This window comes from Alteromonas profundi, assembly GCF_010500865.1.
GTDB classification, from domain to species: Bacteria; Pseudomonadota; Gammaproteobacteria; order Enterobacterales; family Alteromonadaceae; genus Alteromonas; species Alteromonas profundi.
Window position 1 is genome coordinate 13,475 of record NZ_JAAAWN010000034.1, and the last position, 14,437, is coordinate 27,911.

Genomic DNA, 14,437 nt, shown 5'->3' on the forward strand with positions numbered 1-14,437 from the left:
GTTGCTTAAGCTACAGCAACCTGTTTAGCCACCGTAATGTGCAAGGAAAATAATAATAATGAGCCGAGTACATACCACTTTGGCAACCATTCCAAATCGTTACGCCTTTATCGATACCGTGTCTAAGGCGGCGGCACAGTACAACTCGATGTCTCTTATGTTAGTCGATGTGGTGCGTTTTTCAGACGTAACCACAAGTTTAGGTATTACCGTTGGAGACCGTTTTTTACTGGAAATAGCTAACCGTATTCACTTGATTTTTGGCGATAAAGTGGGGATAGGGCGCATAAGCGGTGATGTGTTTGGCGTCGTGTTTCCGAAAACGCAAAATTCCAGCTATATGCGTAAAATGTTTGAACGTTTAATTGAACATTTTAAAACGCCTATGCATCACGATGGCCACGCGTTTATCGCCGACTTTAACGTAGGGGTAGTGCTTAGCGACGGTAAGCGATTCGATGTTACTGCGTTTGTGTCTCGTGCCGAGGCGGCATTAAAGCAGGCCAAAGAAAATAAATACGACAACTACTACGCACTTAGTATGCGGGATAAAACCAATACGGGTAGAAGTTTAACGTTAAAAGCCGATTTAAAACGGGCGCTGTCGCAAAACGAATTAGAACTTTATTTTCAGCCTAAAGTTGATTTAACTGATTTGAGCGTGGTAAGTGCAGAGTGCTTGTTACGATGGAACCACCCACTAGATGGCGTTTTGTTCCCTGGCCCCCTCATTGAAGCGGCCGAGTCGTATAATATGATGAATGAGTTGGGCTATTGGACACTAGAACAAGCATTTAGAAGTTTGGTTGAACTGGACGCCAAAGGAATTCCTATTTCACTGTCAGTGAATATTTCACCTACTCAATTGTACGATAACCAACTTATTGGCTCACTTACCTTATTAAGCAAAAGTTACAATATGCCTATGCAGCGTATTGAACTTGAATTAACCGAAGACGTAGCACTGTCTAACTCACTAATGGTGAAAAAGCAGCTTGATGAGCTAAGACAGCTAGGCGTAGCTATTTCTGTTGATGATTTTGGTAAAGGGTACTCCAATTTAGCCTATATCCGCGATTTAGATATTACGGCGTTGAAGATAGATAAAACCTTCGTCATGGAATTGGCGGATAATGCTGTGAACCGTGCAATTATTGAAGCTGCTAATATAATTGGCAAGGCAAAAGGCTGCTCGGTAATTGCAGAGGGCATCGAAACGCTCGCTCAATTACACATATTAAGAGAAGTAGGGATAAAACAAGGCCAAGGGTATTTGTTCTCTAAAGCGGTTCCACTAAACAAATTTACACAATTGGCGCAGCAAGACATAATGGTTGGTACGTCACCTTTACACGGGTAGTACACGTGTTTACCACTTCCCCCCGGTGAAATACAGCCACTACGTGCATTAAAGGCCCTAAATCGCTAGACTATTGCCATTAGTAATAACTATGGCGTTACCCATGCAGCAACTTATAGAGCAAGGCAATTTCCTTGCGCTTTCAAGAACTCAGCCCGAACTGTTTAACACCCCGCATCATTTTCGTTTAGAAAATAACACGCAAGTATTTATTGGTGATGCAGGCATTATCGCGTTTACCCCTGAAAAGTCGGTCTCTCAGACTAGCAAGCATATAGTGTTATCGTGCGGTGTACATGGTAACGAAACCGCGCCTATTGAGATATGTGATGATCTAGTGCGCCAAATACTTACCGGTGAAATTACCTTAGCGCACCGCGTATTATTTTTATTTGGTAATTTACCAGCTATGGACATTGCCGAGCGCTTTGTCGAAGAAAATATGAATCGCTTGTTTAGCGGTGCCCATTCAGCAGGAGAAGGGTGCAACAACGACGAGCGCCGTCGGGCTAAAGCTTTAGAAGACGCGGTGAGCGATTTCTTTAGTGCGGCGTGTGATGGAGAAGGTAAGTACCACTATGATCTGCATACTGCTATCCGAGCGTCTAAAAACGAAAAATTCGCAGTTTACCCTTATCTACACGGGCGCAACCACAGTAAAGGGCAGTTGGCGTTTCTCGCCGCCTGTGGGGTGAAAACGATTTTGTTGTCAGAAAGTCCCACGACTACCTTCAGCTACTTTTCTTCTCACCAACATCAGGCCCATGCGTTTACGGTAGAGCTTGGCAAAGTACAACCCTTTGGCCACAATGATATGACGCGGTTTGCCGATGCGCGAGACGCACTGACTGCATTGATCACGCAACAAACGTTCGCCCCCGAAGTGGATATGGATAGTTTGGATATTTACCGGGTTAATCAGGTAATAAATAAGCAACAAGAAGATTTTAAGCTACATTTTGACGACGATACGCCCAACTTTACCGACTATGCAAAAGGTACTGTGTTGGCCAGTGAATCGGGCAAGACTTATGTGGCAGAGCAAGACGGCGAGGCCATCGTGTTTCCAAACGCGAAAGTGACCATCGGCCAACGTGCAATGCTAACAGTGGTACCTACTCAGTTGGAGAACCTTGATGTTTAAGTTAGATGCGCGACTAGCCGCAGACACACACTGGGTGGGAGACTTGCCTTTATGCCACGTATTATTAATGAACGATAGTCAATTCCCATGGTTAATTTTGGTGCCCCGTATTGCTGATGTTACCGAAGTCTTTGAACTACCCGAAGAGCAGCAACAACAACTGCTTAACGAGTCGATGCTGGTAAGCAAAGCGCTAAAAAATCAGACGCAATGCGATAAAATAAATATTGGGGCAATAGGCAATGTAGTAAGCCAGTTGCACATCCATCATGTAGCACGCTTTAAAGATGATGTAGCCTGGCCAAAACCTGTGTGGGGTGCACAACCTGCTGTAGCGTATACACAACCGCAAAGCGAGGCATTAATATCTACTTACAGACAATTACTCGCACTGTAAGTGTTGCCTTGTTAGGCTAACCTGCTCGAATGCAAAAATAACTGACGTTACTATAAGGAATTTCTAATGATTATATCTACCACCCCTTCTCTTGAGGGAAGAAAAATTGACGAATACTGCGGTATTGTGGTGGGCGAAGCAGTTATGGGGGCAAATGTGTTTAAAGATTTGTTTGCATCTATACGCGACATCGTTGGCGGGCGCTCAGGCTCTTACGAAGAAGAATTAACCCGTGCGCGTAAGTTAGCCTTTAGCGAAATTGAACATGAAGCAAGAAGTATGGGCGCTGACGCGGTAGTAGGCATAGACCTTGATTACCAAGTGATTGGAGACAAAGGCAGCATGCTTATGGTAAGCATAAGCGGTACAGCGGTAAAAACCTCTGCGCTATAAAAACCGCCATTAGGCTATCCTCGGCATTCTGCTTAATTTAGTTAGGCTTACTGGCGTAATAATTCACCCACAGTTAACCTGTGGGTCGTTAGAAAAGACGACTTACCAGTCGTCTTCTTCATCGTCGAAACCGTTTCTGCGACGGTCTTTTGGTTTCGTACTATCTTCAGTTTGTTCGGCGCTATTTACCTCGCCGTTTTTCTCTTCCCCGTTTTTATCTTTTGGCAAGGGGGTAGGGAATTTAAACTTCGCGCTGTATTTTAGCAAAGTGATATTGCTTACAATCACGCCAAGAACCAGTACGATAATAACAATAACCCAGGTTAGCTCCACGTTAGACTCCTTGGTTTAATACGTATCTATGAAAGATTTCATCAATATTGGCCAGTACCGTGGCTTTACCCGCAAGATCACTGCGTTCTATAGCCTCTACTAGCGAAGGTATAGAGCGCTGCTGTTCAAACGCTTTTGCGCTGGGAGTATGGGACAAATGCCAAGGTTCTTCTGCAACCCCGCCGCGATAAGTGGCAAAAGGGCGCATAAATTCATATTCATGCATATGCTGATTTAACCACTGGTTAAGCCGATAACAAGGGCCGCCCTGCGCGTATTCAGACACCACCAATGCGAAGCGTTCGTGCCATGCTTCTACTGCGGCTTTATCATAAACATCAAGATCGGTGCCCCAATGGTGGCGGCTAGTACCAGGTAATGCAGACCACATTAAGATAGCGTGCATTTTTTGGGTTTCGGATAAATCTTTATAACACAGCGGATTACCCTGTATATCCAGTAACGCCGCTTCGCCACGCCACTTTCTATTCCAAATTGCGCATTGACGATCAAAATCACGAAAGCTACTTACAATTTGTAAGTCAATACCCTCTTGTTGTGCCGCCTTTTGTAACGCTGAAAATGCCGATAGCGTTTGCGGGTGAAGCCTATGAGGAGGGGTAGCATCGGCGAGCAGAGGTTGCCCTCTGCCTAGCCAATCTAAATGGGTGTCGGTATTACTCATGCGAGTAGGCGGACCATAATGGCATAGTAAATGTCAGCTAAGGTTTCTAAGTCGGCCATTTTTACGCATTCATCTATTTTGTGAATGGTAGCGTTAACAGGCCCAAGTTCAATGACTTGAGCGCCCGTGGGGGCAATAAAGCGACCATCTGACGTGCCGCCAGCGGTAGACAAGGTGGTGGGCCTTTTACACACAGACGCTATGGCGTGTTGCGTTGCTTCTAACAATGCGCCTGTATCGGTTAAAAATGGCTGTCCGTTGAATGTCCAGTCAATATTATAATCAAGTTTATGCTTATCGAGGATCTCAGTAACCCTTGCGATTAGAATGTCGTTGGTTACTTCGGTAGAAAAACGGAAGTTAAAGCACACTTTTAACTCACCGGGAATAACATTACCCGCACCCGTACCGGCGTGAATATTTGATATCTGAAAACTGGTTGGGGGGAAGAAATCGTTTCCATTATCCCAGTGAGCAGAAGCAAGTTCGGATAGCGCATCGGTTGCTATGTGAACCGGGTTTTTAGCAAGGTGAGGATAGGCAACATGGCCTTGAATACCTTTAACCGTAAGGTCGCCCGTTAACGAGCCTCTACGACCATTTTTGACAATGTCACCCACGTCATTGGTAGAGGATGGTTCGCCCACTATGCACCAGTCAATTTTTTCATTACGCGCTTCAAGCGTATCGATAACCCGGGTGGTACCGTTAATAAAGGGGCCTTCTTCATCACTGGTGATTAGGTAGGCTATGCTGCCCTTGTGATGAGGGTAATCGCGCACGAATTCCCGGGTAGCGACTAACATAGCTGCCAAGCTTCCCTTCATATCTGCTGCACCGCGACCATGCAGATATTCACCTACTTCGGTAGCGGTAAATGGGGGCGTCTTCCACGCTGACTCTGGGCCGCTTGGTACCACATCAGTATGCCCTGCGAAACACAAAACTGGGCCTTGTTGGTTTCGGCGAGACCATAGGTTTGTTGTATCTTCGAACACCATAGTTTCATTCTCAAAACCTAGTGTTGCCAGAAACGCTTTCATTGCTTCTTGGCAGCCTTCATCTTCAGGCGTTACTGAGCGGCGGTTAATTAAATTTTTTGCAATATCTATGACATTATCGTTAATCAAAATATTTCCTCGTACTGCGCAGGTTTGAACCCGATATGATATTCACCGTCTTTATTGAGTATGGGGCGTTTTACCATGGCAGGGTAAGTGAGAAGTAGCGCTAATGCCTTATCACGCGTGATATCGGCTTTTTCTTCTTCAGTAAGCTGGCGATAGGTAGTGCCGCGTTTATTTAGCATTACTTCCCAGCCTAATGCCTTTTCGGCGTCGTCAAGAAACTCGGCGGTAATGCCGTCTTTGCGATAATCGTGAAAAGTAAACGGGATATCATGTTCGGTGAGCCATTTTTTAGCTTTCTTTATCGTATCGCAATTGGCTATACCGTAAAGGGTGGTACTCATTTCATTAATCCTAACTTTTTGTGCGTGTTAACCGGGTTTTCAGGCATATGTTTACCCATTTGGCGGTGAACAACAGTTAAATATATAAAGTGAACAGGCTATCTTGGCCCACTGTGACAACCCTTTGTTGGGTGGGGTGTACCCCTATAAGGGCGTGCGCGTTCAACACTGTCATTATACAAATATTTGCAATGCCTTGTTGTTTTAACCAAACACTATTCACTGAAAATAACACAGCGTTTTTCTTAAACTCGCTACCAGGATGAAGTGCGCAGGTAAACTTTTCGCCATATAAGTGACTGGTGCTTTCGCCATATTTGATAGCGCACTTTAGCCCAAAGCGCGATTTAACGGTAACTGAGTAATTAAGGGGATCTACAGCAACTACGACTCCATCAAACGGTGCGCATACTTTACTATCATGCGTAATAACCCCCACGCCCGGCCCCCATACACCCTGAGCGTATAAGGGATCTGAACAGCCTGCTAACGCGTGGCATTGGCCTGATACCATAGCGGGAATAGCGATCGCCTTTTTGAATTGTTCGGGTTGTTCGAACAGTAATTTTTCGTTTACCACCTACTGCGCTCCGTTAACGGTATACCCTGCTTTTACGAGCGCTTTTGTGGCATCTTTTAGTTTACTGTCTTTTACCAAGAAGAAGTCGGTTTCAAAGGTTGATACTACAAAAATAGCCACTTTAGCAGCGGCTAGCACAGCCCCAATTTGCGCCATGATACCCACCATGGATAGATGAAGTGGGCCAAGCAACTCCAGTGCTCGCCAGTTTTCATCTGAGTCCAGAGAATCTACCGCGATATCAGAAGGCAATACTATTGATAGCTCTTCTTGGGTTTTACCTAAAAAGAAAATAGGGCTTTTAAGCACGGCAGCGGGAATATCTGCCGTACCGTCGAAACTATGAATTGTGAACAATTGGGGGAGTATTGCGAGCGTTTGTTTGGGCATGTAAAACCAAAAAAATGTTATCCAACCAAGTTATCAACATTAAACCATCATCTGTGACTAAGTGTCACGTGTTATCCACTTAATCTGTGGATAAGTTTGTTGAGTAGTTTGGGGGATAAACATAACCTTATGAAATTAAACGATAAAATAAATTGTACAAACAGCGTACAGTGGATAACATTCGCTAAAAAGCAAGCATTTTCCACAGCCGCTGTCTATACACTTTTGTGAAAATGTTCTGCTTATTTTGCATTTTCTTCCCTTGACAGCACCATTTTTATGCCGACGGATTAGTTACAACTTTCAAAACAAATGTAGTAGTCTAGATTGCTAACTCGATGCCTTACTATAGCAATAATGAGAATAAATATGAGCGAAAGTTTATGGTGCGATCTCACCACAGAAGATGCGAGCGGTTTAGCCGAGTATTATGTCAAGGTTATGGGCTGGAAAACTGAAGCAGTAAGTATGGGTGATTATCAAGACTATGTAATGATGAAGCCCGACGGTACGCCAGTTGGGGGAATTTGCCATAAAAAGGGCTGCAATGCGCAGGCCCCGAAAGGCTGGATCCCTTACTTCACTGTAGATAATCTAGATGATGCTTTAGCCACTAGCCTTGGTCTAGGGGGCAGTAAAGTGGGCGATATTCGTCAGTATGGCAACGATCGTTTTTGTATTGTTACCGATCCTTCCGGCGTCAGTTGCGGCCTGTACGAAAGCCAGCAAAGGAAATAGCCCACTACAACACCCCAATAAAGAAAAGAGAAAAAGCTGACACGCGCGGCGTACTTTATGGTACGACGCGCACCCATATGCATCGCTATTTTATTGCTTATTTAGCACGCCTCGGTTTACCTGGTCTCGCTCAATAGATTCAAACAGCGCTTTGAAATTACCTTCGCCAAATCCATCGTCTTGTTTGCGTTGAATAAACTCAAAGAATACTGGGCCAAACACCGATTCGGAGAAAATTTGCAGTAGTAAACGAGGCTCGCCATTTTCTGTTGTGCCATCTAATAAAATACCCCGCGCTTTAAGTGCCTCTACCGGCTCGCCATGCCCCGGTAAACGCTCTTCTAGCATATCGTAGTAAGTATCAGGAGGCGGTGTCATAAACTTCATGCCTTTCGCCTTTAATTTATCAAGACAGGCAGGCAGATCGTCACACGAAAAAGCGATATGCTGAATACCTTCACCATTGTACTTCATTAAAAACTCTTCTATCTGGCCACCGCCACCTACCGCTTCTTCATTAAGTGGAATGCGTATTTTGCCATCTGGCGCCGTCATTGCCTTAGAAAGCAGCCCCGTATACTCACCTTTGATGTCGAAATAACGTATTTCACGGAAATTAAATAACGACTCGTAAAAACCAGCCCAATAGTCCATTCTGCCGCGATAAACATTATGGGTAAGATGATCAAGGGTATGAAATCCACATCCTTGAGGATAGCGATCTACACCTTCTTCCCAATGAAAGTCGATGTCATAAATAGTATTCTCACCTTCGTAACGATCGATAAGATACAGCATAGCGCCGCCAATACCTTTAATAGCCGGCAGCTTTAATTCCATAGGGCCTGTATAGGTGTCCATTGGTTGCGCGCCCCGTTTAAGCACTTCGCTATAAGCGTGCTGAGCATCTTTCACACGAAAGGCCATGCCGCAGGCAGAGGGGCCATGTTCCTCCGCATAATAGCCAGCATGGCAATTTTTTTCGTAGTTGCTAAGTAGGTTTATATCGCCTTGGCGCCACAGCTCTACGTCTTTTGACTTGTGGCGGGCAACACGGGTGAACCCCATAGCCTCAAAAATAGGCTCAAGCATTCCTTTCTCAGGCGCGGTAAATTCTAAAAACTCAAAACCATCTAAGCCAATTGGATTGTCAAATAAATCTGCCATTGCGTACTCACTCACTCGTTTAGATTACCGCCTTATTATTGGTGTTGACGGCTAAATTGAAACAAGATTGTAAACACGAGGTTAACGTGTGGGCAATGTAGGTGGGTGTGATAACTTTTGCAAGTGGAAAGCTAATCTGTAACGTTTAGTTGGCACTGGGTGAATAATCGTTTCTTGCTCTATAAATATCTAAGCAAATATATGATATATATAATTTTTTCAAAGATTGGAAGAGGCGGTTGATGAGGCGAAAGCGTACACGTCATCGTACACACTATAGGGCCATATACAACTGGGTATACCTTACGTAGCGAAACACGCCCACGCTCCATCTGCTGCCAAATTTACCGTTTCGTTCACCCGCTTATAAAGAGAATGCGCTTATTTACTCCCATCAAAATGCTTCGTCAGGCCATCCCAACAACGCAAATAATCCTTTTGTTTTAATGGCGTAGAAAGGGCGAATTCAGTGGGTGCTATCACAAAGCGAGACTCGAACATAAACGCCATAGTATTTTCATATTTTTGCGGAGTCAGTGAAGCATTTGATGCGTTATTAAAGACTTGTGCCTCGGGCCCGTGAGGCGTCATACAGTTATGAAGGCTCATCCCTCCGGGTAAAAAGCCCTCTTCTTTCGCATCATAGGTGCCTTCGATAAGCCCCATAAACTCACTCATCACGTTTCTATGATAATAGGGTGGACGGAACGTATTTTCAGCTACCATCCAACGAGGTGGAAATATAACAAAATCTATATTCGCGGTTCCTTCGTGCTCAGAAGGCGATGTAAGCACGGTGAAAATAGAAGGGTCGGGGTGATCGTAACTTACCGAATTAATAACATTAAAGTCGCGAAGCGCATATTTATAAGGGGCCGAGTTCCCCACCCAAGCGACGACGTCAAACGGCGAATGATCTAGCGTCGCTTCATAAAAATGGCCGCTAAATTTGCATATAAGCCTATGCGCCGACTCATTATCTTCAAACCAAGCCACCGGATACTTGAAGTCGCGCTGGTTGGCATAGCCATTTGCCCCCACTGGCCCTCGTTCAGGTAGAGTAAAAGGCGTGCCATAATTTTCACAAATATACCCTCTAATAGGGCCATCAATAGGCGTTATAGCAAATTTAATACCTCTCGGGATAACTAAAATTTCCCCAGCAGCTACCTGTAATTTTCCAAATTCTGTAACAACTTCCATCGTGCCTAACTGTGGCACAAACAAAAGCTCACCATCAGCATTGTAGAACGCCATATTGCCCATACCCACATTCGCAGTATAAACATGCACAGCCATACCAGCATGTTGCTGCGCATCGCCATTTGCAGCTATGGTCACCATCCCCTCTAAAAAATGCGTGTCGGTAGTGGGCAAAGGTAAAGGGTTCCACCGCATTACATTAGGCGGGCAAGGGGTAGAGTGGGGCGCAGTGACAATCTTATCGAAGGATATAGGTTGAAAGTCGCCCATGGCAATTGAAGGGCGTAAACGATACGTCCAGCTACGGCGATTACTCGCGCGCGGGGCAGTGAATGCCGTACTAGAAAACTGCTCTGCATACAGCTGATAGTTTACTTTTTGCGGACTAAATTGTCCTTTTGGCAGGGAATCGGGCAAGGCTTCGGTTTCGTGCTCGTTATTAAAGCCGGTTTGGTATAGCAACTTCGTCATTAATTCTTCCTTTTAACCAATAAAAGGTATTGGGCGTACAGGGTAATAGGGGATCAATTCGTTTAAATTGACTAAATCGTAGAGAGATAGATAAGGTAAATCAAATGTTAACAGGTATTTATGCAGAGCGTATTAAAGTAAGACGTGGCAAATAGTTTACATAGACATGCAACGCTAAAGGCTAAGAAACATTTGGGCTAGCAAGTTATAAGTGAAGATGAGGTAAAGCTATTTTAAAAAGTGATAGATACTGGATTTGGCTGAAAAGTTAGCCTAAATAAGAGCTTAGCGTCTTTTTCTTCAAGTTTTAACAGGCTGAACCCCCATTACTTTTTTACCATTAACTGATAAATTACCCTCACATTTCAATAATTAGGATACTGGGTTGATACCGCTAGATATATACGCAGGCAGCAGCGCTCGAAAAACAATAAAGCGAGAAGGGTTTAGCCCTCAAATATTTAACTACTTTTTGGGTGCCTCAGGCGGGCCTAAGTGGTTTACTCTTGCAGGTTTAGACAGAGTATTGTTTCCAGAATGGCTAGCTAAAGCAACCCATCCTATTCATATTATCGGCTCTTCTGCAGGGGCCTTTCGAACCATATGTGCAGTACAAAAAGACCCACTAGCCGCAATCAACCGATTAGCCGAGGCATATTCTACTACTACCTATAGCAGCAACAAGCCCACCCCCCGGGAGATAACAGCGAAAGCGGTAGATCTGTTGAAATACATAGTTGACGATAAAGGTAAGCGAGAAGTGGTTGAAAATAACCATTTGAAAGCGCACCTTATTGTGGCGAAATGCCTAGGTGCAACTCGTTTTGATGGCAAATTACAGCAATTATCGGGGCTAGCAATGAGTGCTGCGGTAAATACCCTTAGCCGCAAGAATTTATCACGGCTTTACACTCGTTGCGTGTTTTCCACCCCCGGCAGCGACTTTCGTATTAACGACCCCTATCAATTACCTACTGAATACCACGCCCTAACACAGCATAATATTCACGAAGCTCTACTTGCATCAGGCTCTATTCCTGTGGTTATAGAAGGCGTTAAAGAAATCAAAGGCGCGCCACTGGGTATGTACAGAGATGGCGGCATTATCGATTACCATTTCGATGTGTCGTTTGGCCCTGAAAAAGGGCTAGTACTTTATCCACACTTTTATGATAAGCCTATCCCTGGATGGTTTGATAAGGGGCTTAAACGGCGAGTACCTCATGCGAGCAGTTACGACAATGTTGTTATGTTGGTACCATCAAGAGAGTTCGTCGCCAGTCTCCCCTACGGGAAAATACCCGATAGGAAAGATTTTGAGAACTTAGACGCCGACACCCGTATTCGCTACTGGCAAACAGTACTGAAAGAGACTGATAGGTTAGGAGAGTACTTTATGAAAATAGTTAGTGACGGCAGTATAGAAAGTGCAATAAAACCCTTTTCATTTACCCAGTTGCCCGGTTAACACTGGGAAACCTGCTCGCTTATTCGCCACTTAACACTAAGTGGCGTAAGTTTTTCTTGCGGCAAACCCAATGCATCAGTATTATACGCCCCGTTCTCGCAATGAAGCCCTTTGTTGCAACCAGTACAATGCGTCTATAGCTCAGTTGGTTAGAGCGCTACCTTGACATGGTAGAGGTCCCCTGTTCGAATCAGGGTAGACGCACCATCTATTTTTCTTCTAAAAATTCTTTCTAGCGTCATTTTAAAAAATTAAGATTCCTAACTCATTGACAGCATTGAAATAATCGGTTTTAAGCATTTTCTCAGAATTTCTGTTTCTTTTCGTTTTTTCCTTTGAAAACAGATGAGTACTGTCAGAATGGTCACGAGTAGTCACAATTCGTGACCACTCGTGACCAAATCTAGATTTCACTATTCTGCTTCCCACAACCACGCATTAAAATATGCAATGCCGATTTTTAATGAGGTTTTAGGAGAGTATTATTAATAAAGACAGGCATCTTTGGACGTATTACTAATAAAGACAGGCACCTTTAGACGTGGGAAGTGGCATACACGACGACTTTTCAGTGCTAATTATGCCTGTCTTACTTAGGTAGAGGAGTAGGAAAAGTGGGCATCAAGATTCATATATACTAAAAACAATTTATAACGTGCTTTTCAAACGGGTTAATACGGTCTAAATTTGTATTTTAACCTTCCACTCTGCGAATCAAACATTGACCGATACAGCTTGAGCACCTTAGCTCTCGCAGCTTCTTCCTCAGCCACTTTGGTTTGTCTAATTTGGTTTTTGCGATACTCAATTGCAGCGCGGTTTAATAGTGGATAGGCTAGGTGTTGATATTTTTTTTTGTAAATGCCCTTTACCGCTCCTATAAACAAATCGATGTTATTTTCTTTTTCTGCCAATACAATGGCGTAAGCTAATCTTCCTAAATCAACTATCGTATAATACTCGGTCTGCATACGACGGAACACATTAACGAGTTCCCTGTTTGTACATGAAGCGAGCAATCTGTCTAGGTCATAAAGTACTGTTTCAGAGTTTGATGAGTACTTTTTCAAGATTTCTAATACTCGGCCTTGAGAGATTTCCGCAGAATGGTCCTTATAGTTAAACTGCATATCATGGGACAAATTTTTAGTCCATATATCCATTGCTGTATCACACGAGTTGGCCAATACCAACTTGGGTATCCACAGTAAGGTAAAAGCGACGAATACTAAGTATTTAGATTTTTTCATACCAACATTTCCTTTATAAAATTAAACTTTTATAACCGCTTATAAAAATCTCAAAACCTATTTCACGACATAGTGTGTGCAGGTCCGACTAAATTTTCAGAAGCATGAAAACCAGTCGTATTAAAAAGTGGGTATTTTTAACCGTAACAGGTTGTCAACTTTATGATTTAAAAGCATTAAACTCTGGCCGATTAGCCAAGCGTATCCCGGAAGATTAGAAGCAGCATTAAGACAACGCAATAATTTAAACCTATAGCGGCGACTTTAATCCTCTATAAATAGTACATCTACATGTTGTGTGTTATTTAACCATACAACAAAAATAAATTTTTCCTAGTCTCTTTATAGCAAGAGCGAAAAAGTTGCAAATGCATTGCATACGCTTACTACTAATAAAGACAGGCACCTTTAGAAATGGAAAGAGCTAAACAAAGAAAAGCTAAAATGCTTGGCTTATTAAGCCTATGAAAAAACGAATGCACAGAGATTCGACTTATTACTATTCAAGCTGGAAGGAACATCTTTATAGATGATAGGAAGTATAGGCAGAAAGGCGTGCCAGTCGAATTGATGAAGAAGGGTATCCCTTCACTAGCGTGAAGTGGTGGTAAAAGGGGTTGTAAATTTAGCGAACTGGTTATTTAGATGCACCGCTACCCCAGTAATCGCCTGGCGTTTTGTCGTCCCTGTACCCGTTGTTGATGTTGATTGTGGGCATACTGTTCAAGGTGTACCACTTTGCCAGCTGCCTGCTTAAAGCAGGTTTCAAATTGTGTGGTTAAAGTTAGCCATTGCTCGTGTTCTATATTAAGGCGCTCTAGTATGGTGGGCAGACTATGGTCTACCTTTCCTCGCTTATTTGGGTGAATATAGCGGCTGGTTATATCTACAAGCTGAAGGTAATCGGGCAAGGTAAAAGGTAAACCCTGAGGCCCAGCCTGGTTTGAGTTGCCTACAAAAGGCATGAGTCGCTTGGGCGTTTTACCTACCCTGGCGGCGTTAATACGGTATTGAATGCTGGTATGGTCAGAGGTTTCTGGCGTTTTTGCTACTTTGTCCCGTACCGGGTTTAAATCAACATAGGCCATACAGGCGGCAAGGGCCGATTCATCTAATAGCGCTTGCGATTTAAACCGCCCTTCCCAGAAGTGCCCGGTGCAGTCATCTTCTTTATTGGCAGCTCTGGCAATATACTCATTTAATGCACGCATAAACCAACTGATATCAAATAGCCGTTTGCGCCAGACTTTTGCTGTTTCTTCCACCGCTTCAATGTGGGTTTCGTGCAAGTCTTTACGTAACTCTGGGGATAGGTAGCGTTGTGTGAGCAACGTGCCTTTATACAGCCTGTGCCAACGTAGAATCACGTCTTCTGTACTCAGTGCCT

16 protein-coding genes and 1 tRNA gene are annotated in these 14,437 nt (G+C 43.8%); 7 read left to right on the top strand and 10 right to left on the bottom strand.

Features of this window, described 5'->3' with window-relative positions; translation table 11 throughout:
* Window positions 1–58 precede the first annotated feature (58 nt).
* From GTH32_RS17690 to GTH32_RS17705, 4 genes are all read left to right on the top strand, one after another.
* Window positions 59–1,360, top strand: coding sequence for a putative bifunctional diguanylate cyclase/phosphodiesterase (locus tag GTH32_RS17690; RefSeq protein WP_163088269.1), 1,302 nt, complete (start codon window positions 59–61; stop codon window positions 1,358–1,360).
* Between the two features lie 103 nt (window positions 1,361–1,463).
* Window positions 1,464–2,504 carry a succinylglutamate desuccinylase gene (gene astE, locus GTH32_RS17695; protein ID WP_163088271.1) on the top strand — a complete coding sequence of 347 codons (1,041 nt, stop codon included), beginning with the start codon at window positions 1,464–1,466 and terminating at the stop codon, window positions 2,502–2,504.
* Window positions 2,497–2,901 carry an HIT domain-containing protein gene (locus GTH32_RS17700; protein ID WP_163088273.1) on the top strand — a complete coding sequence of 135 codons (405 nt, stop codon included), beginning with the start codon at window positions 2,497–2,499 and terminating at the stop codon, window positions 2,899–2,901. Before astE ends, GTH32_RS17700 begins: the two co-directional genes overlap by 8 nt.
* 66 nt (window positions 2,902–2,967) lie before the next feature.
* On the top strand, window positions 2,968–3,294 hold the full coding sequence (locus GTH32_RS17705) for a heavy metal-binding domain-containing protein (RefSeq protein ID WP_163088275.1): 327 nt from the start codon (window positions 2,968–2,970) through the stop codon (window positions 3,292–3,294).
* 102 nt (window positions 3,295–3,396) lie between these two features.
* Here GTH32_RS17705 and GTH32_RS17710 read toward each other — a convergent pair whose 3' ends face one another.
* The 6 genes from GTH32_RS17710 to GTH32_RS17735 all read right to left on the bottom strand — a co-directional run bounded on the left by GTH32_RS17710 (window position 3,397) and on the right by GTH32_RS17735 (window position 6,753).
* On the bottom strand, window positions 3,397–3,627 hold the full coding sequence (locus tag GTH32_RS17710) for a DUF2897 family protein (protein ID WP_163088277.1): 231 nt from the start codon (window positions 3,625–3,627) through the stop codon (window positions 3,397–3,399).
* A 1-nt stretch (window position 3,628) separates the two neighbouring features.
* Entirely contained in the window at window positions 3,629–4,312 is a 684-nt protein-coding gene (locus tag GTH32_RS17715) for a M15 family metallopeptidase (RefSeq protein WP_163088278.1), read from the bottom strand.
* On the bottom strand, window positions 4,309–5,442 hold the full coding sequence (gene dapE / locus GTH32_RS17720; protein ID WP_163088280.1) for a succinyl-diaminopimelate desuccinylase: 1,134 nt from the start codon (window positions 5,440–5,442) through the stop codon (window positions 4,309–4,311). Before dapE ends, GTH32_RS17715 begins: the two co-directional genes overlap by 4 nt.
* The gene (locus GTH32_RS17725) at window positions 5,439–5,783 is read right to left on the bottom strand and encodes an ArsC family reductase (RefSeq protein WP_163088282.1); all 345 of its coding nucleotides are present in this window, start codon (window positions 5,781–5,783) and stop codon (window positions 5,439–5,441) included. The genes dapE and GTH32_RS17725 overlap by 4 nt, the downstream gene beginning before the upstream one ends.
* Before the next feature lie 76 nt (window positions 5,784–5,859).
* On the bottom strand, window positions 5,860–6,363 hold the full coding sequence (locus GTH32_RS17730) for a PTS glucose transporter subunit IIA (RefSeq protein WP_163088284.1): 504 nt from the start codon (window positions 6,361–6,363) through the stop codon (window positions 5,860–5,862).
* Window positions 6,364–6,753 carry an ACT domain-containing protein gene (locus GTH32_RS17735; RefSeq protein ID WP_163088286.1) on the bottom strand — a complete coding sequence of 130 codons (390 nt, stop codon included), beginning with the start codon at window positions 6,751–6,753 and terminating at the stop codon, window positions 6,364–6,366.
* 369 nt (window positions 6,754–7,122) lie between these two features.
* Between GTH32_RS17735 and GTH32_RS17740 the strand changes: the two genes are divergently transcribed.
* Complete coding sequence (locus tag GTH32_RS17740; RefSeq protein ID WP_163088288.1) at window positions 7,123–7,491, top strand: VOC family protein; 369 nt, start codon at window positions 7,123–7,125, stop codon at window positions 7,489–7,491.
* 90 nt (window positions 7,492–7,581) lie between these two features.
* On the opposite strand, the gene hppD is transcribed toward GTH32_RS17740, so the two are convergent.
* Together hppD and hmgA are read right to left on the bottom strand one after the other, a co-directional pair.
* Window positions 7,582–8,658, bottom strand: coding sequence for a 4-hydroxyphenylpyruvate dioxygenase (hppD, locus tag GTH32_RS17745; protein ID WP_163088290.1), 1,077 nt, complete (start codon window positions 8,656–8,658; stop codon window positions 7,582–7,584).
* 381 nt (window positions 8,659–9,039) lie between these two features.
* On the bottom strand, window positions 9,040–10,332 hold the full coding sequence (gene hmgA / locus GTH32_RS17750; protein ID WP_163088292.1) for a homogentisate 1,2-dioxygenase: 1,293 nt from the start codon (window positions 10,330–10,332) through the stop codon (window positions 9,040–9,042).
* Between the two features lie 385 nt (window positions 10,333–10,717).
* Between hmgA and GTH32_RS17755 the strand changes: the two genes are divergently transcribed.
* Together GTH32_RS17755 and GTH32_RS17760 are read left to right on the top strand one after the other, a co-directional pair.
* Entirely contained in the window at window positions 10,718–11,800 is a 1,083-nt protein-coding gene (locus GTH32_RS17755) for a patatin-like phospholipase family protein (protein WP_163088294.1), read from the top strand.
* Window positions 11,801–11,930: 130 nt separating this feature from the next.
* Window positions 11,931–12,007: transfer RNA gene (locus GTH32_RS17760), tRNA-Val, on the top strand.
* Between the two features lie 464 nt (window positions 12,008–12,471).
* Here the strand turns inward: GTH32_RS17760 and GTH32_RS17765 are convergent.
* Both GTH32_RS17765 and GTH32_RS17770 read right to left on the bottom strand, forming a co-directional pair.
* On the bottom strand, window positions 12,472–13,050 hold the full coding sequence (locus GTH32_RS17765; RefSeq protein WP_163088296.1) for a hypothetical protein: 579 nt from the start codon (window positions 13,048–13,050) through the stop codon (window positions 12,472–12,474).
* A gap of 653 nt (window positions 13,051–13,703) precedes the next feature.
* On the bottom strand, window positions 13,704–14,437 hold a 734-nt coding region (locus GTH32_RS17770), incomplete at its 5' end, for a transposase (RefSeq protein WP_163088298.1).